Consider the following 21,240-nt stretch of genomic DNA (forward strand, 5'->3'; position numbering starts at 1 on the left):
TGCCTTTGTGAATAAACTAGCGTTCAGATGAGATTCTGTCGGAGATTTTTGCGGAAATGAGCTTGGACGCGATAGACAAACGTATCCTCAAGGCGCTGCAGCGCAAGGGGCGCATGGCGAATGCCGAACTCAGTGAGGTGGTGAATCTGTCGCCCTCCGCCTGTCACCGGCGCGTGCAGCGGTTGGAAAAGGATGGCTATATTCGTGATTATGTCGCCTTGCTGGATGCGCGCAAGATGGGTGTGCCGACAACGGTTTTCGTGGAAATCACGCTTCAAGGTCAGGCGGACGAGGTTTTGGAAGCCTTTGAAAAGGCGGTGCGTCGTATCCCGGATGTGCTGGAATGCCATTTGATGGCCGGCACTGCGGATTACCTGCTGAAGGTCGTCGCCGAGAATACGGAGGATTTCGCGCGGATACACCGCCAATATCTCGCACGGTTGCCGGGGGTGGGGCAAATGCAGTCGAGTTTCGCGCTGCGTACGGTTTTCAAGACAACCGCACTGCCGGTTTGAACATGATTTGATTTATGGCGCGATATGCGACTTTTCTGCGCCCTCTTCGGGCGAGCGTTCGTCGAAGGTATTGTTCTCGATTGAAGCCTCAAACGCGGAACTGCTTTTCGGATCCTGCAGTTTTAGGGTTTAAGCGCCGCGCGTCACATCATGCGGCGGACACATTGTCATCGCCTTCCGACAATGCCTTCAGGGCCTGATCTGCTGGCATCGGTCTGCCGAAGTAAAACCCCTGGTATTGATCGCAGGCGAGCAAATCCAGCATATCATGTTGCCGTTCTGTTTCGACGCCTTCAATTGTGACCTGCATCCCCATTTTATGACCCAGAACCACGATGGTCTCGATTATTTCCTGATAACGTTCACGATCAAAGTCGAAGCCTTCCAGGAACACCCGATCAATTTTCAGTTTGTCGAAGTCGTATTTCCACAAATACCCCAGGCTCGAATAGCCTGTTCCGAAATCATCCATGGCGATGGAAATGCCAAGCTGTTTCAGCCCAATCAGCTGGTCCGAGACCCGTTGTTCATCTGCCATCAGCAAGCCTTCCGTGACTTCAAACTCCAGGCGGCTTCCGGGGAAATCAAAGGTCTCAAGCAATTCCGCGACTTGATCCACCAGATTCCCGTGCTTGAACTGGGCGGGCGACAGGTTGACGGATAGGAATACATGATCCGGCCATGACTTCGCAGCTGTAAGCCCGCTTTCAAGGACAAATCTGCCCAAGGGGTGGATCATCCCGGTCTCTTCGGCGATTGGAATGAACTCGTCCGGCGGTATCGGCTCACCATCTTTGTCGTCCAAACGCAACAAAGCTTCAAAGCCAACAATCGATTTGTCCTGCGGGTTATTGATGGGTTGGAAAACCGCTTCAAAGGTGTTGCTCCGCAATGCATCACGCATGCGCGTTTCTACCTCGCGCCGCCGGAGCATCGCTTTATCCAGCTCGGGGAAGTATTCCATCATGGCGTTTCGGCCATTGGCCTTGGCATGGTATAGCGCCAGATCCGCGGCATGTAGCGCGTCTTTTTTGGGTGTCTCCGCGTCCGCAAGGTAGAACCCAATGCTGACGCTGGCCTGGATTGTGGTACCTTTGAACGCAAAGGGCGCGCGCGATTTTTGCAAAATGGCATCACCGATGCTGTGCATTTCGGCCAATGTCGCATTGGGCAACACGATGACAAATTCATCGCCGCCCATTCGGCCAATCAAGTCGCCGGAGCGCACACTGCTGGCAAGTGCAGAGCTGACAAACTGAAGATAGGCATCGCCAAATTCGTGGCTGTACTCGTCATTGACGGTTTTGAATTTGTCGATATCGAGAAAGAAGACCCCGGTCATGTCATCCGGTTTCCGATGCTCAAAAATCTCGTGACACGCCGCGTTCATCGAATGCCGGTTGAGCGTTCCGGTCAATTGATCAAATCGCGACAGGAGGGCCAGTTTCTTGGTACGCGCATGGACTTGCTCGCGTTTCATGACATAAGCAAAGGCTGGAAACGCATATAGAATTGCGCAGCTTCCCGGCAGCAGCCAGCCAAACCATCCCATAACCTTTGCGTAAACGGCTGCACTTTGTGTTTTGTCCAGAAACAGCCCAACGGTACCGATGGGCGTGCCTTCGGCGCCAATGGCGGGCACAAATACCTGCACGAACACATTTTGAACATCGCTCGCAGATGCGCGTTTGATGATGTCTACCGCCGGGCTTTGTGATGCGAATACGCCTTTTGCCTGCAGGTTCTGGGATTGCTCCGAAGGCGTGGTGGCGACGCCGTAGTCGGATGAATAGATCAAGACGCCCTGCGGATCGAAGACCGTAAACGAATAGACTTCTGAAAATGACAGGGCCGCGTCGATGACCTGCTGCTGGCGTTCCGATAGCGCACCTGCCTGGGTAATGGTTTCCAGATCGGTCAGTTCGGCATCAAAATTCGACGCCCATATCATCGCGACATGTTCGGCTTTCGCCATGATGGTCTTGTTCACCGCCCAGTCGATGGCCAGATGAAGCCCGATCCCGATCAGCACCGTCATGCAGAAAACAAAAGCCAGCGGGGTTTTGCTCCGTTTCAAAAACGAGCTGTCTCGCGCTTTGGATGAGTATTGATCGACGTTCACGGCCGGTTTCCTGAGGCTGATCCTGCAGCAGAATTATCAGCGGGACCCTTAACAGCCGGTGGCGTCCGAACGGCGATATCTCTCGACTTTGACACGTAGTTTACGCATCGCGATATGTCTGGGCAAAAAGAAACCCCCGTATGACCAGCATACGGGGGCAAACTCTTTCGGCTTCGAGCGGTGACGATTTACATCATCCCTTCGCGTTGGGCCTTTTTGCGTGCCAGTTTACGGGCACGGCGGATCGCTTCAGCTTTCTCGCGCGCTTTTTTCTCGGACGGCTTCTCGAAATGTTGCTTGAGCTTCATTTCACGGAAGACACCTTCACGCTGCAGCTTTTTCTTCAGGGCACGAAGCGCCTGATCGACGTTGTTGTCGCGAACACTAACCTGCATGTGGTTTTCACCACCTTTCTAAGTTGAGTTGCAAGGATTTGCAGGAAGTGGGCATATAGCAAGGACAACCTATGTTGTCCAGTGTAGCGCCCCTTTGAAACCCGGAGAAATGCCATGACCGTATCTTACGAGACCGCAAAGACACAGCTTTTGGATGCCGCTTTGGCGCATGTGCCGTTTGATGGATGGTCAGAAGCGACATTTCAGGCAGCGATTCGCGATGCGGCTGTCGCCCCTGCCGTGGCGCGTGCCATCTGCCCGCGGGGTGCCATAGACCTGGCGATTGCGTTCCACCACCGCGGGGATGAGGCCATGCTGGACCGCATCAAGTCGGAAGACATGAGCGCGCTGAAATTCCGGGATAAAATCGCGGCGGCGGTGCGCTTCAGGATCGAAGCGGTGACCGACAAGGAAGCGGTGCGGCGCGGGACAACGCTCTTTGCGCTGCCGATGCATGCGGCTGATGGGGCCAAGCTGGTCTGGGGCACCGCCGATCACATCTGGACCGCTCTCGGGGACACGTCAGAGGACGTGAACTGGTACACCAAGCGGGCGACGCTCAGCGGGGTTTATTCTGCAACCATTCTTTACTGGCTGGGCGATGACAGCCCGGACAACATGGCGACATGGGCGTTTCTGGACCGTCGCATCGAGGATGTGATGCAGATCGAGAAATTCAAGGCGCGTATGCGTCAAAGCCCGACGCTCAGCCGCATGATGACGGGGCCAAACTGGGTGATGAGCCACATCAAGGCACCCGCCCGCATGCCGAAAATGGACCTGCCCGGCAGCTGGACCGCGCCGCGCGATTGAGGTTTCCCTCGGGTCGTTTCCCGGCGCAGCCGTGCGGACCGCGACCTTTGGTTTGCCATTCCGCACCGTCCTGATACGGATAGGCCAACAGAAAGGATCGCGAAAATGTCCCAGATGATGCGCGCCGTTGAAATCACCAGCCCCGGTGGCCCCGATGTCTTGCAGCTGACCGAGCGGCCGGTGCCGGAGCCGGGTCACGGGCAAGTGGTGATCAAGGTGGCCTGGGCCGGGGTGAACCGGCCCGATGCGTTGCAACGCGCAGGACTTTACGCTCCGCCACCCACGGCCAGCGATCTGCCCGGGCTGGAGGCCTCCGGAGACGTAGTGGCCATCGGCGAGGGTGTGTCCGGGGTGAAGCTGGGGGATCAAGTCTGTGCCCTTTTGCCGGGCGGCGGTTACGCGGAATATGTCGCAACCCCCGCGGCACATTGTCTGCCGGTCCCCGATGGATTGGGGCTTATGGAAGCGGCCTGCCTGCCGGAGACACATTTCACCGTGTGGTCAAATGTTTTTACCCGTGGCGGGTTGCAAGCCGGGGAACGGTTTCTGGTCCATGGCGGATCCTCCGGCATCGGCACCACGGCCATCCAGCTGGCGCATGCGTTTGGCGCACGTGTCTTTGCAACGGCTGGGTCCGCGGATAAATGCGATGCCTGTACCGCATTGGGCGCGGAGATTGCGATCAACTACCGATCACAGGATTTCGTTGAGGTGGTGCGTGACGAAGGTGGCGCCGATCTCATTCTGGATATGGTCGGGGGCGAATACATTCCGCGCAACCTCAAAGCCTTGGCCGATGATGGCAGGTTGGTGCAGATCGCCTTTCTGGGCGGGCCGAAGGTAGAGGTCAATTTTGCCACGCTGATGACACGACGGTTGACGATGACCGGCAGCACACTGCGCCCGCAAAGCGATTTGGCCAAGGCGCGGATTGCGCAGGATCTGCGCGAGGCCGTTTGGCCGCTGCTAGAGGCGGGCCGGGTGAAGCCGGTGATGGATCAGAGCTTCGATCTTGAAGATGCAAATCAGGCGCATGCCCGGATGGAAAAATCCGAGCACATCGGCAAAATCGTTCTGAAAGTGGCCGGGTGAGGGTGGCCTGAAGCCCACCCTACGGCATGGATCTGATCTATGGGTGATATGGAGGACGGTCGAATGGCGCAGACGGTAATCATCGAAAAGGCGGGTGGGCCTGACGCATTGGTATTGACGGAACGCGATGTCGGCGCGCCGGGGCCAGGAGAGGTCAGGATCGCGCACAAGGCTTGTGGGCTGAACTTCATTGATGTCTACCAACGCACCGGCCTTTATCCGCTGGCGCTGCCGCATGCTTTGGGCATGGAGGCCGCAGGGATCATCGAGGCCGTGGGCGAAGGGGTGACGCATCTCAAACCGGGGGATCGGGCAGCATATGCGGCAACGCCGCCCGGGGCCTATGCGCAAGCGCGGGTCATGCCCGCAACACAGGTCTGCGCCCTGCCGGAGGGCATATCGTTCGAGCACGCGGCGGCCATGATGCTGAAGGGCATGACGGTCGAATACCTTTTTCACCGCACCACACCCATCGCCCGCGGAGACACGGTGCTTTTCCACGCGGCGGCAGGTGGGGTGGGGCTGATCGCCTGCCAGTGGGCGCGGTCAGAGGGGATCACCCTCATCGGTACCGCCGGTACGGATGAAAAGTGTGCATTGGCGTTGGCGCATGGTGCCACACATTGCATCAACTACCGCACCGAGGATTGGGTGGCACAGTTGCAGGAACTGACCGGTGGCCAGGGCGTGGATGTCGTCATGGACGCTGTTGGCGCGGATACGTTTGACGGCTCGCTGGACAGTCTGAAACCGCTGGGCATAATGATCTCTTTCGGCAATGCGTCCGGGCCGGTACCGCCGTTCAATCTGGCCGTTCTCGCGCAAAAGGGGTCGTTGAAGATCACGCGGCCCACGCTGTTTGCGCATATGGCGGATCGCGACGCCTGCCAGGACATGGCGGATCACCTCTTTGAAAAAGTGCTCTCTGGCGCCGTGGAAATACGCATCGATCAGCGGTTCCCACTTGCGGAAGTGCGCGCAGCCCATGAGGCGCTGGAAGCGCGCACAACAACGGGCAGTACCATCCTGGAAATCTAGCGCTGCGGGCGTCCCGCTCAGCGGATGGGGGTGAAGAGCGCGTCCGACTGACGGCAATCCCGGATGACATCGCGGCCGCAGGGCACTGGCGCCAGGTCCTTTGACAGGCAGACGCGTGCTTCCTGAATGTGACCATCACGGCAGGTGATGGTGATCGTGTCCGCATCAAGCTGCGGATTTTCTTTCAGAAATGCCTCCTCGACCACTTTGGCAGGCAGTTTGACGGGGTCTTCCAACCGGCGAAACACCTCGGGCCGGATGATCGTGGCATAGGCCGCGCGGGACAGCGCGTAATACGCATCGGCGTCCAGACCGGAACAGACGCCATGTTTTTTCCACTGATGCCAGGCGAGGCCCGATGTGCCCATGATGTCGGCCATCTCTGCTGTCATCTGACGGCTCGGGGCCCGTGCGAGGGTTTGACAATAAGACGGGTACCCCCGCGCGTATTGCGGCCACAACCCATGCAGAATCCAGCCGTGGCCCCGATCTGCATCGCATTGCGGGGACCGGCGTGCATCCCCCTCAAGAGCACACCAATTGGGCGACCAACTGAGCGACATGACGTAATAGTCAAATGCGCCGGGCTTGTTTTCCTGTGCGGCCAGCGGCACGGCCATCATCAGCCACAATAGGATCGCGCGCATTGGGTCTTTCCTTATTTCACCGTCCAGCCTATATAAGCCACAAGTTCCCCCACAATGGAAACCGTCCCAGACCACCGGGACAGCCTTTTCAGGCGACGGATGAGGTGTGGGCCGCGACATATGAGACAGGAGACCGACAATGGCAAAACCGATCATGGCGAAGGCCACAGCCGTATGGCTGGTAGACAACACAACAATCAGCTTCAAGCAGATCGCCGATTTTGTCGGTATGCATGAGCTGGAAGTGCAGGGCATTGCAGATGGCGATGTGGCGCAGGGCGTGAAGGGGTTCGACCCGATTGCCAATAATCAACTGACGCAGGATGAGATCGACACCGCGCAGGGCAACCCGCTGCACAAACTGCAGCTGAAATTCAACGCCGCAGCCCAGGGCGAGGAAAAACGCCGTGGCCCGCGCTATACACCGCTCAGCAAACGGCAGGACCGACCTGCGTCGATCCTGTGGCTGGTGAAATTCCACCCCGAATTGACCGATGGGCAGATCAGTAAGCTGGTGGGCACCACCAAGCCGACCATTCAGGCGATCCGCGAGCGGACGCATTGGAACATTTCCAACATTCAGCCCATCGATCCGGTGGCGTTGGGGTTGTGCAAACAATCCGAACTGGACGCCGTGGTGCAAAAAGCGGCGGCCAAGAAAGCCGCCGATGCGCCAGTAATGAGCGACGACGAACGCCGCAAGCTGGTGAGCACCGAGCAGAGCCTTGGCATGGACGCGGAGCCCAAAATCCCGACCGCCATCGAAGGGTTGGAGACCTTCACGCTGGCGGGTGACGCGGAAGAGGCAACCGAAGAAGAATCTGCGGGCGACTTCTCCGATGCGGATAGTTTCTTCAACCTGCCCGATGGCACCCATGACGATGAGACCGAAGAAGAGACCAAGCGCGACTGACGCCCTGAAATTCAAAAACTGCCCTGCGTTGTAAAACCGCTGGGCAGTTTGTCTTTTCGGGCTCTGTTTGGAACCGGACAGACCTCTGACAGTTTATCCGTGGAAGGATTGCACCCCCATGGCAATTTCGTTGGCAGGTTACGCCGTCTGGAGCCTCACCGGTGCCTTGGCATTGGCCACCTTGCTCCCACTCTCGAAGCTGCCGTTCGGCGCGATACGCGGGTTGGCCTTCCCCCGCGCGCAAATGGCGATTCTGGCCGCTCTTGCGGCGGTGTTTGCTGTTATCATGGGCGGGCCGTTGCGCGGACCAGCGGTGATGCTTGCGATCATCGCTTTTGTGCAACTGGGCTATATCATCAAGTTCACGCCCATTTGGCCAAAGCAATCACAACGCGCGACCCCGTCACAGCTTGCCGATAAGACGCGCCAGATGTCGCTGCTCTGTGCGAATGTTAAGATGTCCAACAGGTCCTACGCGCGGCTCATGCGCCTGATCAACGATCAAGACCCGGACGTCGCGGTTGCGATTGAGGTCGATGCGGAATGGACGCAAGCGCTCGAAGAGGCGTTTCGATATACCTATGAACATTGGGTGAAGGTCCCGCAGGACAATGGGTACGGTCTGTGCCTGATGTCTCGGCTGCCCTTGCATGACACCAAAGTGCGCACGCTCATCACGGAAAATGTGCCGTCGATCCGGACCGGTCTGACCCTGCCCTCGGGCGATCCTGTAGAGCTGCATATCCTGCATCCAGAACCGCCCGTGATCGATCACGACACCAAGGGGCGCGACAGCGAGATCGCGCTTGTCGGGCTGGAAGCGCAGCAGGCAGCGGTGCCAACCATCGTCGCAGGCGATCTGAACGATGTCGCCTGGTCCACCACAACGCGGCGGTTTCAGCGTCTTTCGGGCCTGCTGGATCCCCGTGTCGGGCGAGGTCTCTATAACACATTTCACGCGGATTTTGCGGTGTTCAGGTGGCCGCTGGATCACCTCTTTCACAGCGCGCAATTCCGTCTCGTCTCCATCAAGCGCCTCGATCATATCGGGTCGGATCACTTTCCGATTTTTTTCCAACTGGCGCTGACGGCTCAGCCTGCTGATGCCACGCCAATCGAGCCCGCGACCGTGCAAGAAGAGGTGGAGGTGCGATCAATGATCCGGGATGAAAAACAACGTGATCGCGCTCCAATTGGTGAGGATTGGGAGAAAGACTGACGCGCTGGATGATACCGATGCGCCCCCAATTCCGTTTCTTGCGCAGGCGGCTTCCGCGCTATCTTGCGCGCTCGTATTTTTACGGTCATTGAGGCAAGACCGCTGGTTAACCCGCAAAGGACCAAAGAATGATTGAACGCATCGATACCGGGGTGAGATCTTCCAAAATTGTGAAACATCAGGGTGTTGCCTATATCACCGGTCAGGTCGGCGAAGGCGAAACCATTCAGGCGCAGACCGAAGAGTGCCTGCGCCGTCTCGACGCCTTGCTGATCCAGGCAGGCTCATCCCGCGAAAAGATGTTGCGAGCGACCATATGGCTCGCGGATATGAGCGATTTCGCCGGTTTGAACGAGGTTTGGAACGCCTGGGTGCCGGAAGGCCATGCGCCAGCGCGCGCCTGCGGCGAGGCCAAACTGGCACGTCCGGAACTGAAGGTCGAAATTATCGTGGACGCCGCCTACGACTAAATCGTTTTGCGCGCCCGCATCGCCGCTGTGATGGTGCCGTCGTCAAGATAGTCCAACTCGCCGCCAATAGGCACACCCTGTGCCAGCGAGGTCAGGGTCACCTGTCCATCGAGCTGATCGGCGATGTAATGCGCCGTGGTTTGCCCATCGATGGTGGCGTTCAGCGCCAGAATGACCTCTGTAATGTTTTCTGATAGCACCCGGTCGATCAGGCGCGGTATCCGCAGCTCGTCGGGCCCCACAGCATCAAGGGCGGACAGCGTGCCGCCCAGCACATGGTAACGCCCCTTGAACACGCCGGAGCGTTCCATCGCCCAAAGGTCTGCCACATCCTCGACCACGCAAAGCTCGCCGTTTGCGCGCTTCTCCGAGGTGCAGATATCGCAGATATCCAGCGTGCCGACATTCCCGCAATTCAGACATTCGCGGGCTGTGACCGCCACCGTTTGCATCACATCCGCAAGCGGGGTGAGCAGCAGGCTGCGTTTGCGGATAAGGTGCAGCACCGCCCGCCGTGCCGACCGCGGTCCGAGGCCCGGCAATTTGGCCATCAGGTCGATCAGCGCGTCGATGTCTTTGGTGCTGCTCATATGTTGTCGGGGGGTGTTTCACTCAAAAGAGGGTGGGAGATCGCAGGCGTCCTGCGACAACCCTTTCTGCTTTGCTATCGTTGGTTTTCCGACCAAAGCTTGCGCTAGAAGGGCAGTTTCATGTCGGCGGGCAGGCCCATGCCTTCGGTTAGTTTCGCCATCTCTTCCTGCGCGCGCTCGGCGGCTTTGGTCTGAGCGTCCTTGATCGCCGCAAGGATCAGATCCTCGACCACTTCCTTGTCGTCACCATTGAAGATCGACGGGTCGATATCCAATGTTTTCAACTCACCCTTTGCCGTGCAGCTTGCCGTCACGAGGCCCGCGCCGGACGAGCCTTCGACCATGATATTTTGCATGTCTTCTTGCAGCTGGGCCATCTTGCCCTGCATTTCCTGCGCCTTTTTCATCATCCCGGCCATATCGCCGAGCCCGCCTAATCCTTTGAGCATCTCTTGTTCCTTCGCGTCGGTTGTTGGCTTGCGCCACTGTTGTCCTGTTACTTAGTCACTTTTAAGCCGGGCGACCACCTTAAGCTCAACAATCACGCCGGGGGTCGCAAAACCTGCTACCTCCAGGGCCGTCCATGCCGGATAGGGCCGGCTTATTCGTTCTGCCCGCAACCTGCGAAACAGCGACAGATGATCGGCCAGCCCAACATGAAAGGAGGTCATCTCAACCACATCGGCAAAACTGAGGCCCGCCTCGGCCAGCACCATTTCGATCATGTCGAAGGCCGTTGTGATCTGCGTTTCCGGATCGGGTGAGAGCGGCCCCTCCAGCGGGCAACCGTTGAACCCGGTCAGGAAAACATGGCCGTTTGACACAAGACCCGGAGACATCTGCCAGTCCCGTTCCAGCGCGGCCATGGCGGGTGGGATCAGCGCCTGCGGTTCAGTCATCCTCAAAAGGATCCCACTCGTCCTCGACCTCGGGCAGCGCCTCATGCACCGCCTCGGCCGCGATCTGATCGGGCGTGCGAATGTCTTTTATCGTCGCCTTTGGAAACTGTGCGAGAACGGCCTGCATCAGCGGATGCTCTTTTGCTTCGGCTTCAAGCGCGTATTTCTTGGCGTTTCGCACTTCGTCGATGGTCTTGTCACCGCCATCGCTCACGACGGTCACGGCCCAGCGGTTGCCGGTCCACATTTGCAGCCTTTGCCCCAGTCGTTGTGCCAGATCCCGCGGTGCGCGCTCGGTAGGCTCAAATTCGATCCGACCCGGCTGATAGGAGACAAGCCGCAGGTCGGTTTCGACATCCGCCAGCAGCTTGCCGTCCCGGTTGGCGCGGATCAATTCGACCACATGGGCAAAGGTCGGGAAGCGCGCCAGCGCCGCGTCGAGGTCAATCGCCTGCGCCGTGGCTGGACCTGCGCCGGTGCCCGCGTTGCTCCGGGCCGAGGCGACAGCCGAGGCCCCCCCGCCCGCGGCACGCGCGCCTGCGCCCTGCGCAGATCCACCACCGGGTCCATTTGGCGCCGGTGTCGCAGGTGGCGTGGTACCCTGCAATTTGCGCACCAATTCTTCCGGGCTCGGCAGATCCGCCACATGGGTCAGCCGGATGATCGCCATTTCTGCCGCCATCATCGCATTGGGCGCACTTGCCACCTCATCCAAAGCTTTCAGCAACATCTGCCACAGCCGTGTCAGCACGCGCATTGGCAAAGCCTCCGCCATGGCCAGCCCCCGGCTGCGCTCGTCCGGTGAAACGGTGGGGTCCTCTGCCGCTTCCGGTGTGATTTTCACAACGGACACCCAATGGGTGATTTCCGCTAGATCGCGCAATACTGCCATCGGGTCGGCGCCTTCGGCATATTGTGCGGAGAGCTCCGTTAGGGCCGCGGCAGCATCTCCTTTCAGGATCATGTCGAACAAATCCAGCACCCGGCCCCGGTCCGCCAGCCCCAGCATGGCGCGCACCTGCAAGGCGGTGGTTTCACCTGCGCCGTGGCTGATGGCCTGATCCAGCAGCGATGTCGCATCGCGCGCGGAGCCTTCCGCCGCACGGGCAATCAGGGCCAGGGCATCCTCGGCAATTTCTGCGCTTTCAGCAGTGGCAATCTTGCGCATCAGGGCAATCATGACTTCCGGCTCAATCCGCCGCAGATCAAATCGCTGACAGCGGGACAGCACGGTCACCGGGACCTTGCGAATCTCCGTAGTTGCAAAGATGAACTTCACATGCGCGGGCGGCTCTTCGAGCGTTTTCAGCAGCGCATTGAAGGCACCCGTCGACAGCATGTGCACTTCGTCGATGATATAGACTTTGTAGCGCGCGGAGGCGGCGCGGTAGTGCACGGAATCGATGATTTCGCGAATATTGGCCACGCCCGTGTTCGAGGCTGCGTCCATCTCCATCACATCGACATGGCGCCCCTCCATGATCGCGCTGCAATGCTCGCAGACACCGCAGGGCTCAGTCGTGGGCCCGCCCGCGCCATCCGCGCCAATGCAGTTCATGCCCTTGGCAATGATCCGTGCGGTCGTGGTCTTGCCCGTCCCGCGGATGCCCGTCATCACAAAGGCCTGCGCGATCCGATCCGCTTCAAAGGCATTTTTCAGCGTTCGCACCATCGCGTCCTGACCCACCAGATCCGCAAAGGTCTCAGGCCGGTATTTGCGTGCCAGCACCTGATATTGGTTTTTTTCGGTCTCGGTCATGCACCTGCCTTGGGGTAGAGATTCGATGATCAGACCATAGCGTATGCGCAGCAAGGATGGACGTAAACCGGGGCATGGGGAATGGTTGCTGTCGTCGATAAAGCGCGACACCCATGTTTCTTATAGACCTTTGGTCCGCCTCAGGCGTTATGATGCCCATGGGGATGGCAACAGGAGGGCGCTCATGCGGTTGCGCGGCATCAGATCCAGCAAGAACGTGTCTGTCAGGGGCGGTGGGCGCGCACGGGGCGGGCGTGCCGGTGGCATGGGGCTGTTCGGTATTCTGGCTGTTCTGGCGATTGGTTACTTCACCGGCATCGACGTCACGCCGCTGTTGCAAGGGGGCAATGCGCCGACCGAGCAAAGCCGCTCGGCCACTGCCGAAGAAACTGAGGCCGTCGCGTTTTCCGCCAAGGTTCTGACCACCACCGAAGAGGCCTGGAGTCAGGTTTTCGCCCAACAGGTCGGGCGCCCCTATGAACCGCCGCAGCTGATCATTTTCTCAGGCGTCACGCAAAGCGGTTGCGGTGGCGCTTCGGGCGCTACCGGCCCGTTTTACTGCCCGGCGGATCAAAGCGCCTATCTGGATACCCAATTTTTTGTGCAACTTGATCGGCAATTGGGGGCTGCTGGCGACTTCGCCGCAGCCTATGTGATCGCGCATGAAGTGGCGCATCATGTTCAAAACCAGTTGGGCATTCTGGGGCAGGTGAATGACGTCCGCCAGCGCGCCAGCACTGTGGACGCCAATGCGCTGACTGTCCGGTTGGAATTGCAGGCGGATTGTCTGTCGGGCGTTTGGGCGCGGTCCGTTCAGGGGCTGATGGAGCGAGGCGATCTTGAGGAAGCGCTGAATGCGGCGCGCATGATCGGCGATGACCATTTGCAGCGCCAGGCCGGTCGCGTGCCACAGCCGCATACATTCACCCATGGCACCTCCGCGCAGCGTGCGCGCTGGTTCGAGCGGGGATATGACAGTGGTGCGATCCGCGATTGCGACACCTTTGGTGCCCGCCAGCTCTGAGCGCCCATCGGGACGCAACCAGCGGTCTGTGCTAACCGGCTATGGCGAAAAGTTTTGGCAGGTCGCGCAGGACCTCAGAGCTGCGCTTGGCGCGTGCCAATTGCCACCCGCCCTGGATCAATAGAAACAGATGTTCCGCACGTTGGCGGGCTTCTTTTTCGCCCATGCCAAAGCGAGTTGCGTGGTCCTGCACTTCCTCGATCCAGCCCTGATAACATCGGTCCGCGTGCTCCAGGAACGCAGCGTTTTCCGGCCCTTCAAACAGCGTTGAGCCAATCGGGCAGCCGTCTTGCTGACCGGTGAGGTCAAAGAGTTTGGCGAGCTTGAAACACAGCGTTGTGGCCCCGTCATCAAAGGATTTGGCGTCTGCAAAACTGGCCGCGATCACGCGGAGCATCTCATCTGATGCCCAGGTCGCGGCAGCCAGGGCCAGATCCGTCTTGCCGTTCGGAAAGTGGTGATAGAGCGAGCCCTTGGGGGCCGATGCCTCTGCCAGCAGGTCGTTGAGTCCGACACCATGATACCCGCGCGCCCGGAAGAGCTGAGCGGCGGCGCGGATCAGCCGATCCTTGGTGGGCAGGGCAGCGGTTTTCATGAGAAGAGCTTGACAGAAGTAGACCAATTGGTCCAGAGATGTAACTAGACTGATTGGTCTAAAGCAATAGCAGCAGAGGGATATCCGCATGCTGAAAGTCGTCGAAACACCAAATGTGCGTCGCCGCCTGATCAAGACCGAAGATGGCGCCGAGTTGAGTGGCAGGCTCTATAAGCCGCCATTTAAACCGCGTGCCGCGCTGGTGCTGAACGGTGCCACCGGGGTGCCACAGACATATTACAATGCCTTTGCCTATTGGGCGGCAGCTGAGCGGGGCGTGGCGGTTTTGACCTACGATTACCGGGGCATGGGTCGCTCGGCAAACGGCAGCATGCGGGCGAGCCGGGCAACGATGTCGGACTGGGGCCTGCGTGACAACTTAGCGGCGCGCGCGCATCTGCGTCGGGCAGTCCCCGATGTCCCGCTGTGGGTCATGGGGCACTCGCTGGGCGCGATGATGCTGCCGATGCAGGCCGATGTCAGCGGCATTGACCGGGTGATCGGGGTGGGTGCCGGATTGGTCCACCATGTCGATCATCCGTGGCCTTATCGCGGTCTTGCGCTGTTCTTCTGGTACGGGCTGCCGCCAGTGATGTCGCGGTTGCTGGGGTATATGCCGGGCCGGTTTTTGGGGTTCGGCGCGGATATGCCAGCAGCCGCCTTTGCGGAATGGCGCAGATGGTGCACAACGCCAGGGGTCTTTGCCGGTGCCGTGACGCAAAGCCTGCCAAAGCCCGATTGGTCCCGGTCGGGCGCACCGGTGCGGCTGATGTCCTTCACGGATGATGATCTAGTGCCTGAGCCATGCACCCAGCGGCTGGCGCGGCTCTATGGTGGACAGGCGGAGGTCCAGCGGATCGCCCCGGCCGACCATGGTTTGAGACGGGTGGGGCACATCTCGGCGTTTGCGCGTCGTAATGATGCCCTTTGGGACGTCATGCTCGGCACCAAAGATATCGGGGTTTAAAGAAATACACGCGGCACAAGCGCGGGTGGTGAGAGGCTGGACAACGACCCAAGCGGGGCTCGTTACGGCTGCTTCCTTCCGGATCTGACCGGGTTGGCGAGGCGCTCGCCCGCGCCAACCTCTCAACGCTCCATATAGGCAAGGCGGCACCAAGGCGCAAGCCCGGAGCCTAGAGGTGCAAGCGCAATCGTACAAAGCCGTCGCGCGTGTAGCCACAGGCTTCCGGTCGCAGGTGCGCAATGTCGTGCAGGTGGTTCAGGGCATCCGGCGCGGTATGCAGGAAAGCGCGCAAACCAAGATCGGCTTTGAAACGCCATGGGGTTGCGGATCTTACCACGTGGTAATCCGGGTTCTTCAGGTATTCGATCAAGGCCTGCGACAGGGGTGCGTCGTTTCGCACCACGATGTTGTTGTCGCTGAACGCTCGAAACGTGCCGCCGCCGCCCGCGCGGTGATCGGTCACGGCGACCAGAAATTCCTGATCAGGATGAACCGGTTCGCCCTGCCAGCGGATATCTCGGACGCGGCCAGGCGCGCCCTCGACCGGGCGCCCGGCGGCGTCAAAGCGAGATGGTTGGGTCAGATCGATTTCATAGGTCAGACCGTAGAGCGCATCATAGCGGAACCCGGGCACCCTGGGGTCCACCAGCATCTGATCCGGGGTGTCGGCGCTCAGGACATTGAACAGCAAAGCGGAGCGTTCGAGCCATCCCGAAAGCCGTGCACCGGAGGCTTTCACCGCCCAGACCTGATTTGAATAGGGAATGAGACCAGCAATATGGCGTCGTCTGAGTTGGCCTGCGGGGAGAGAGACAAAATTCTCCGGCCCGTCAAAGCCGCCGGTTGCCGGTGTGGCAACAGCCGCGATCAAGGGCAGATCGGCAAGCTCGGTGCCGATGATCGCCTGTTGGATCGCAAAGCGTTTTGCCTCCGCCATCATGGCGGGCACGTGACTGGGATGCGCGAGCGCAAAATAGCTGTGCATGGGGCCGGCAAGCGTGGCAACGGGCTGTGACAGATAGGTGCGGGTCTGAACATGGGCCTCTTGCGCAAGCGCCTCGACCGCCCTGTCATCAACGGTCTCTTTCGTGGGGTGGCGCAGGGTGGCGGCACGCTCTGTGACCTGCCACGACCCTCCGTGCGCCGGGCGGTGCAGGTCCAGGTCAATCACGCCCAGCTCAGATGCACTGCACCCTGGCATGACCACCGGTGTGCCGTTGATCATGCCGTTCTCGCAATCGACGCCGTTCACGCCTGAATGATCGGGCCCCGGGAATTTCAGGTGGGTATGACCCGCGACCACCGCATCCACGTTCTTGAGCTGGGCGACCTCCGCGGTTTGGTTTTGTGCGTCATCCCCCTCGTCAAACTGCGCGATGCCCATGTGCGCCAGCGCAATCACGATATCCGCGCCTTCGGCTTTGGCGGCGGCAATTGCTTCTTCCAGCGCCGGAATGGGATCAGCGACCTGCGCCTGTCCTTCCAGTTGATGGCGGTTCCAAGATGCGGTCTGGCGTGGCAAAGCTGAAACGATCCCGACGCGCAGCACGTCGTCGGTATCGCCCAGGCCGGACACATTCTTTTCCAGCACAATATGGGTGCGAAGCCCCGGCAATGCGGCAGATCTCAGGTTGGCGCTGATCGCGGGCGCATCAAACTGATCGAGACATCGCGCCAGATACGCAAGCCCATGATCACAGTCATGGTTGCCAATGCCAATCGCATCATATCCCAGGTCATTCATTGCGGACGCCATGGGGTGTTTCAGACCAGGATGCATTGCCAGATGACCACCCATCGGCGTGCCCTGCAAGGTGTCGCCATTGTCGACAAGCAGGCACATCGCGTCCGTTTCCTGGGCTTCGGTTTGCGCCTGCCGGATGATGGTTGCCAGTTGAACGAGGCTGTCCCCGCCCGTTTTTTGATCGTTCACGTAGTCATAGGCGACCAACTGCATGTGCAGATCGCTTGTGGCCAACACTCGCAAACGGACGCGTACGTCCGATGCATTGGACTCAGAAATGCCGGTTATCTTGGTCACATCCCTCGTCGGAAAAAATCAACTCTTGCACGAGTTTATATCCATCAGATCGCGCATGGGTTGGCAAGACCGCAGATGCGCCTGCGCGCTTTGGTCTTGCAACAGCGATAGCTGCGTGCCAGTCGTCAACGCCAAGGCGCGGGGGAACACGATGAAACATGCCGAAACAGTCACTTTTGGCGGGTCCGCGCTGGATCGCGCAGGCGAATTGCGAACCGATGATGACGCGGTTGAAACGTTGCGAAATCATCCCGATACGCGGGCAATTCTGTTCTGGCGCGGCAAACCTCTGATCAATACGGAAAACCCTGCCAGTCTAGTGCGGCTCCCTCTCGATCACCCGGTGTTATCCGAGGCCAGCGCGGAGACGATCTTTCTGGGTCGTGAAGAGGGTGCTGGTCGGTTCGGGTTTGATCTGTCGCCCTGGGTTCCGGAATACCTGGATCCCGAAGCCTTGGGTGGGTTTCTCGATCCGTCCGAGCAGCGGCATCCAAAACTACCCGCCTCGATGGCATTCGCCGAATTGCGGCGGATCATGACATGGCTCACGCCACGGGATGCTGAATTGGCGGCAACCGGAAAAGCGATCTTCGGATGGCATGAAAGCCATAAGTTTTGCTCAAAATGTGGTGAAAAGTCCCACATGAGCCAAGCGGGCTGGCAACGCAAATGTCCGGCATGCGCGGGCTCTCACTTTCCGCGCACGGATCCTGTCGTCATCATGCTCATCACCTCCGGCAACAAGGTTCTGATGGGACGCTCACCGGGGTGGCCCGAGGGCATGTATTCATTGCTGGCCGGATTTGTGGAACCCGGCGAGACATTGGAGGCCGCCGTGCGCCGCGAAGTTTTTGAAGAGGCCGGTATCGCGGTTGGTCCGGTGTCTTATCTCGCCAGTCAGCCCTGGCCCTTCCCGTCCTCTTTGATGTTCGGCTGTCGCGGGGACGCTCTGAACGAGGACATCACCATTGATCCGGTGGAAATCGAAGACGCCCTATGGATCAGTCGCGAAGAGATGATGCAGATTTTTGCAAGCGACCATCCAAAGATATTGCCCGCACGCAAAGGGGCGATTGCGCATTTTTTGCTGGAAAACTGGCTTGCGGACCGGCTGGATTGAACCGAGACTGGGCCAACAGGACTGAGCAGGCGACCGCATGAAATTCTCCACCCAAGAGGACATGGAAGCTCCCATCGCGGCAGTTTTTGAAATGTTGTCATCCTTTGAGAACTACGAACGCGCGGCGATGCGGCGGGGCGCGGATGTCAGGCGGGTGGATGGCCTGCCGGTGCCGGGCATCGGCATGAAGTGGGACGCGCAATTTGACCTGCGCGGAAAGCAACGGTCTCTGAGTGTCGAAGTCATCACTTACGATCCGCCCAACGAGATGGTGATGGAACTGACCTCACCAGGGCTCTATGGCAGCACAAGTTGCGAACTCATCGCGCTGTCGCGCGCCCGGACGCGGATCATGATCGCCCTCGAAGTGCGTCCTCAAACTCTGGCGGCGCGGGTCATGTTGCAACCTTTGAAACTGACCAAAGCGACGTTGAACAAACGCTTTAAGGCGCGGGCGGCGCAGTATCTCAAGGAAATCGAAGCAGGCTATCAGGCGCGCGCGTAAGCCCAGCGTCGCAAACGAACGTCTTGGATTTGCCCAAAGCGCGCCCCGACTCCACCGTTTTTCGATGATCACGTCGCGCCATGATAACCCTTCTGCGTCTCCATCACCGCCGCATCCTGGTGGGCACCCTGTTTTTCGGACTGGCGGGATTCTTGCAGTTTCACGCCGTTGATGATGGCGTGCCGCTCGCGTTCGACTTCCTGATCACCGCAATCTTTATGGGGATCATAGCGGTTTTGGGATTCGTGGGCGTGGCGCTCTTTCCAAGCTTTCGGGTGGTGATGGAACTTGGTGGGATCGTCTTTTTCATCACCAGCGTTTGGCAAAATACCGCTCTGTCGACGCTTTCGCGGGGCGTGCCCGAGTGGCTGTCGACCTTTTCGTTCTTCGTGCTGTTCGCCGTTTTGCATCACGTCCTTTATGGATCGTGGTGGCAGAAATCCGGCCTGGGGGTCGCAGTGCGCCTGCGGTCTCGGTTCAAAACCCGGTCGACGCCTGCGCAGGTCTGGGCGCGCTTGGTACCTGATCCGAACAATCTGGAGGCTTATTACTCCGGTACCCTGCGTGGCTTTGATCCCGTGCCGGGTGCACCCGAGCAGTACATTCAAAAAATCGGGTTGGGCGGAAGTGCAGTTTTGGAGTTGCATGTCGAGGTGACGGAGTTCGCATTGCATCGTCGGTATGCGTACAATTTCCATGCCCGAACCAGCGCCCGCAATCGGGATTTCAACAAGGGAACATGCGAAATCACGCTGACCGATCTGGGCGATGGGGGTACCCTGGTTGAGATCTTTGAAATCAACGAAAAGCTGGCAGTGGGCGAAGCCCTGTTGATGTGGTTTGACCATCTTGGCGCGCAGGTTAGCGCCTCGGCCCGAGCCGTCCTTGAGGGGTCGCGCGACCTGACGCTGCTCGGCAAGTTACGGCGTGAGGTTCGAGCGCTCAGCTGATCCTGAACCTTCAATTGCGCCCGGGGTCCGCCGGATAGACACCCAGTATTTCGACCATATTGGTGAAGTAATCCAACTCATCCAGCGCGCGACGCACGCCGGGATCATCCGGGTGGCCTTCGATATCGGCATAAAACTGCGTAGCGGTGAACGAGCCACCGACCATGTAGCTTTCCAGCTTGGTCATGTTGATCCCGTTGGTGGCAAAGCCGCCCATGGCCTTGTAGAGCGCCGCCGGGATGTTGCGGACCTCAAAGACAAAGCTGGTGATCATCCCGTGATCGCCGCGGCGCGTGATATCGGCCTGGGGCGACATCAGCAGAAAGCGTGTGGTGTTGTTGCCCTCATCCTCGATGTGCCGCGCCAGCAGGTCGAGGCCATAGATCTCGCCGGCCAATTCGCTGGCGAGTGCGGCCATGGTCGGATCGCCGCCCGCCGCCACCTCCTTGGCCGAACCCGCGGTGTCTGCACCGGTCACGCGGGAAATGCCATGTTGTGCGAGGAAATCCTTGCATTGCCCCAACAAAACGGTGTGGCTCATGGCACTTTTGACATCAGCGATTTTCGTACCGGGAAGCGCCAGCAGGTTGATGTGAACGCGGACAAAAGCCTCCTCGATGATGTTCAGGCCCGACTTCGGCAACAGCGAATGGATGTCCGCGACGCGTCCGTAGGTGGAATTTTCGACCGGCAGCATCGCCAGTTCGGCCTTGCCCGACCGCACCGCATCAATCGCATCCTCAAAGGTGGCACAGGGCACGGGGGTCATATTGGGTCGGGCCATGCGGCAGGCTTCGTGGCTATAGGCGCCAAGTTCACCCTGAAATGCGATACGGGCGGAAGTTGCGGTGCTCATTAAGTGGTCCTTGGTATTTTTCTTCTATGCGGGGTCGATTGGTCGCGGTAAGTACACCTTGCCACCAGCAAGGTGAAGCAATAGATACCGCGCAAATGCATAGCAACGGACCATAAAGCCATGTTTGATACAATGACCTTCACCAAAGCGGCCGGCGGCATCTGCGGCGCGCTGCTTGTGCTCCTTCTTGGTAAATGGATGGCTGAAGAGCTGTACCACGTAGATAGCCACGGCGAAGCATCATATGTGATCGAAGTTGAGGGCGGCGAAGAAGTTGCTGAGGTCGAAGAAGTGGATTTCGCAACGATCCTCGCATCGGCCAGCGCCGAGGATGGCGCCAAGGTTTTTCGCAAGTGTTCCGCCTGTCACAAGCTGGTTGATGGCGAGAACGGTACCGGTCCGCACCTTTATGGCGTGGTTGGACGCGACAAGGGCGCCGTTGGTGGTTTCAACTACTCCGACACTCTGGCTTCGATGGACGGTGCATGGAGCGCGGACAACCTGAACGGGTTCCTTGAGAAACCCTCCTCCTATGCCCCGGGCACGTCGATGAGCTTTGCGGGTCTTAAGAAAGTTGAAGAGCGCGCAGACCTGATTGCCTATCTGGACAGCCTCGACGACTGATATTAACCGGTCTTTAACCAAAAAAGCCGCTTGTTGAAATGCAAGTGGCTTTTTTGTTGCGCGTCGGCGGCTTTCGACACCTCGGA

Annotated in this window: 23 protein-coding genes and 1 other RNA gene; 13 read left to right on the forward strand and 11 right to left on the reverse strand. The window is 59.2% G+C overall.

Annotated features, from left to right (window positions below; genetic code table 11):
* The first annotated feature begins 56 nt into the window (after nt 1–56).
* On the forward strand, nt 57–515 hold the full coding sequence (locus Q1A63_RS19185) for an Lrp/AsnC family transcriptional regulator (protein WP_298974613.1): 459 nt from the start codon (nt 57–59) through the stop codon (nt 513–515).
* Between the two features lie 148 nt (nt 516–663).
* Here the strand turns inward: Q1A63_RS19185 and Q1A63_RS19190 are convergent, their stop codons facing one another.
* Together Q1A63_RS19190 and rpsU are read right to left on the reverse strand one after the other, a co-directional pair.
* A complete protein-coding gene (locus Q1A63_RS19190; protein WP_299632379.1) occupies nt 664–2,553 on the reverse strand; it encodes a GGDEF domain-containing phosphodiesterase in 1,890 nt (629 codons plus the stop codon).
* Nucleotides 2,554–2,825: 272 nt separating this feature from the next.
* Nucleotides 2,826–3,032, reverse strand: coding sequence for a 30S ribosomal protein S21 (gene rpsU, locus Q1A63_RS19195; protein WP_007118112.1), 207 nt, complete (start codon nt 3,030–3,032; stop codon nt 2,826–2,828).
* A 114-nt stretch (nt 3,033–3,146) separates the two neighbouring features.
* Between rpsU and Q1A63_RS19200 the strand changes: the two genes are divergently transcribed.
* The 3 genes from Q1A63_RS19200 to Q1A63_RS19210 all read left to right on the forward strand — a co-directional run bounded on the left by Q1A63_RS19200 (nt 3,147) and on the right by Q1A63_RS19210 (nt 5,975).
* Entirely contained in the window at nt 3,147–3,845 is a 699-nt protein-coding gene (locus Q1A63_RS19200; RefSeq protein WP_298974626.1) for a COQ9 family protein, read from the forward strand.
* A 105-nt stretch (nt 3,846–3,950) separates the two neighbouring features.
* The gene (locus Q1A63_RS19205; RefSeq protein ID WP_298974629.1) at nt 3,951–4,937 is read left to right on the forward strand and encodes an NAD(P)H-quinone oxidoreductase; all 987 of its coding nucleotides are present in this window, start codon (nt 3,951–3,953) and stop codon (nt 4,935–4,937) included.
* A 63-nt stretch (nt 4,938–5,000) separates the two neighbouring features.
* Nucleotides 5,001–5,975 (forward strand): quinone oxidoreductase, encoded by a 975-nt coding sequence (locus tag Q1A63_RS19210; RefSeq protein WP_299632419.1) that lies wholly within the window; start codon nt 5,001–5,003, stop codon nt 5,973–5,975.
* A 17-nt stretch (nt 5,976–5,992) separates the two neighbouring features.
* Here Q1A63_RS19210 and Q1A63_RS19215 read toward each other — a convergent pair whose 3' ends face one another.
* Complete coding sequence (locus tag Q1A63_RS19215; protein WP_298974634.1) at nt 5,993–6,622, reverse strand: ribonuclease T2; 630 nt, start codon at nt 6,620–6,622, stop codon at nt 5,993–5,995.
* A 139-nt stretch (nt 6,623–6,761) separates the two neighbouring features.
* Here Q1A63_RS19215 and Q1A63_RS19220 point away from each other — a divergent pair, with 139 nt between their 5' ends.
* The 3 genes from Q1A63_RS19220 (at nt 6,762) to Q1A63_RS19230 (ending at nt 9,224) form a co-directional block, all read left to right on the forward strand.
* A complete protein-coding gene (locus Q1A63_RS19220; RefSeq protein ID WP_298974637.1) occupies nt 6,762–7,535 on the forward strand; it encodes a DUF1013 domain-containing protein in 774 nt (257 codons plus the stop codon).
* A 118-nt stretch (nt 7,536–7,653) separates the two neighbouring features.
* Nucleotides 7,654–8,754, forward strand: a complete 1,101-nt coding sequence (locus Q1A63_RS19225) for an endonuclease/exonuclease/phosphatase family protein (protein WP_298974638.1) — start codon at nt 7,654–7,656, stop codon at nt 8,752–8,754.
* 128 nt (nt 8,755–8,882) lie between these two features.
* A complete protein-coding gene (locus Q1A63_RS19230; protein WP_298974640.1) occupies nt 8,883–9,224 on the forward strand; it encodes a RidA family protein in 342 nt (113 codons plus the stop codon).
* Here the strand turns inward: Q1A63_RS19230 and recR are convergent.
* From recR to Q1A63_RS19250, 4 genes are all read right to left on the reverse strand, one after another.
* Nucleotides 9,221–9,814: a recombination mediator RecR gene (gene recR, locus Q1A63_RS19235; protein ID WP_298974642.1), complete on the reverse strand. Its 594-nt coding sequence runs from the start codon at nt 9,812–9,814 to the stop codon at nt 9,221–9,223. The genes Q1A63_RS19230 and recR overlap by 4 nt on opposite strands.
* Before the next feature lie 104 nt (nt 9,815–9,918).
* Nucleotides 9,919–10,263, reverse strand: a complete 345-nt coding sequence (locus tag Q1A63_RS19240; protein ID WP_298974644.1) for a YbaB/EbfC family nucleoid-associated protein — start codon at nt 10,261–10,263, stop codon at nt 9,919–9,921.
* A gap of 51 nt (nt 10,264–10,314) precedes the next feature.
* The gene (locus tag Q1A63_RS19245; RefSeq protein WP_298974646.1) at nt 10,315–10,713 is read right to left on the reverse strand and encodes a Rid family hydrolase; all 399 of its coding nucleotides are present in this window, start codon (nt 10,711–10,713) and stop codon (nt 10,315–10,317) included.
* Complete coding sequence (locus tag Q1A63_RS19250) at nt 10,706–12,472, reverse strand: DNA polymerase III subunit gamma/tau (RefSeq protein ID WP_298974648.1); 1,767 nt, start codon at nt 12,470–12,472, stop codon at nt 10,706–10,708. The genes Q1A63_RS19245 and Q1A63_RS19250 overlap by 8 nt, the downstream gene beginning before the upstream one ends.
* Before the next feature lie 184 nt (nt 12,473–12,656).
* Between Q1A63_RS19250 and Q1A63_RS19255 the strand changes: the two genes are divergently transcribed.
* The gene (locus tag Q1A63_RS19255; protein WP_298974650.1) at nt 12,657–13,496 is read left to right on the forward strand and encodes a neutral zinc metallopeptidase; all 840 of its coding nucleotides are present in this window, start codon (nt 12,657–12,659) and stop codon (nt 13,494–13,496) included.
* A 31-nt stretch (nt 13,497–13,527) separates the two neighbouring features.
* Here Q1A63_RS19255 and Q1A63_RS19260 read toward each other — a convergent pair whose 3' ends face one another.
* The gene (locus Q1A63_RS19260) at nt 13,528–14,091 is read right to left on the reverse strand and encodes a TetR/AcrR family transcriptional regulator (RefSeq protein WP_298974652.1); all 564 of its coding nucleotides are present in this window, start codon (nt 14,089–14,091) and stop codon (nt 13,528–13,530) included.
* 88 nt (nt 14,092–14,179) lie between these two features.
* On the opposite strand from Q1A63_RS19260, the gene Q1A63_RS19265 reads away from it, so the two are divergent.
* Nucleotides 14,180–15,058: an alpha/beta fold hydrolase gene (locus Q1A63_RS19265; protein ID WP_299632382.1), complete on the forward strand. Its 879-nt coding sequence runs from the start codon at nt 14,180–14,182 to the stop codon at nt 15,056–15,058.
* A 26-nt stretch (nt 15,059–15,084) separates the two neighbouring features.
* Here Q1A63_RS19265 and ffs read toward each other — a convergent pair.
* Nucleotides 15,085–15,183, reverse strand: an RNA gene (gene ffs / locus Q1A63_RS19270) — signal recognition particle sRNA small type.
* A 44-nt stretch (nt 15,184–15,227) separates the two neighbouring features.
* A complete protein-coding gene (locus tag Q1A63_RS19275) occupies nt 15,228–17,099 on the reverse strand; it encodes a 5'-nucleotidase C-terminal domain-containing protein (protein ID WP_298974655.1) in 1,872 nt (623 codons plus the stop codon).
* Between the two features lie 151 nt (nt 17,100–17,250).
* On the opposite strand from Q1A63_RS19275, the gene nudC reads away from it, so the two are divergent.
* The 3 genes from nudC to Q1A63_RS19290 all read left to right on the forward strand — a co-directional run bounded on the left by nudC (nt 17,251) and on the right by Q1A63_RS19290 (nt 19,674).
* Nucleotides 17,251–18,219 (forward strand): NAD(+) diphosphatase, encoded by a 969-nt coding sequence (gene nudC, locus Q1A63_RS19280; protein WP_298975002.1) that lies wholly within the window; start codon nt 17,251–17,253, stop codon nt 18,217–18,219.
* Between the two features lie 37 nt (nt 18,220–18,256).
* Complete coding sequence (locus tag Q1A63_RS19285; RefSeq protein ID WP_298974659.1) at nt 18,257–18,724, forward strand: SRPBCC family protein; 468 nt, start codon at nt 18,257–18,259, stop codon at nt 18,722–18,724.
* Nucleotides 18,725–18,804: 80 nt separating this feature from the next.
* The gene (locus Q1A63_RS19290) at nt 18,805–19,674 is read left to right on the forward strand and encodes a hypothetical protein (RefSeq protein WP_298974661.1); all 870 of its coding nucleotides are present in this window, start codon (nt 18,805–18,807) and stop codon (nt 19,672–19,674) included.
* A gap of 10 nt (nt 19,675–19,684) precedes the next feature.
* Here Q1A63_RS19290 and Q1A63_RS19295 read toward each other — a convergent pair whose 3' ends face one another.
* Nucleotides 19,685–20,530 carry a prephenate dehydratase gene (locus Q1A63_RS19295; RefSeq protein ID WP_298974662.1) on the reverse strand — a complete coding sequence of 282 codons (846 nt, stop codon included), beginning with the start codon at nt 20,528–20,530 and terminating at the stop codon, nt 19,685–19,687.
* A gap of 120 nt (nt 20,531–20,650) precedes the next feature.
* Here Q1A63_RS19295 and Q1A63_RS19300 point away from each other — a divergent pair, with 120 nt between their 5' ends.
* A complete protein-coding gene (locus Q1A63_RS19300; protein ID WP_298974664.1) occupies nt 20,651–21,154 on the forward strand; it encodes a cytochrome c family protein in 504 nt (167 codons plus the stop codon).
* Nucleotides 21,155–21,240: the final 86 nt, after the last annotated feature.

It is taken from the genome of uncultured Roseobacter sp., from assembly GCF_947499265.1.
Classification (GTDB): Bacteria; Pseudomonadota; Alphaproteobacteria; order Rhodobacterales; family Rhodobacteraceae; genus Roseobacter.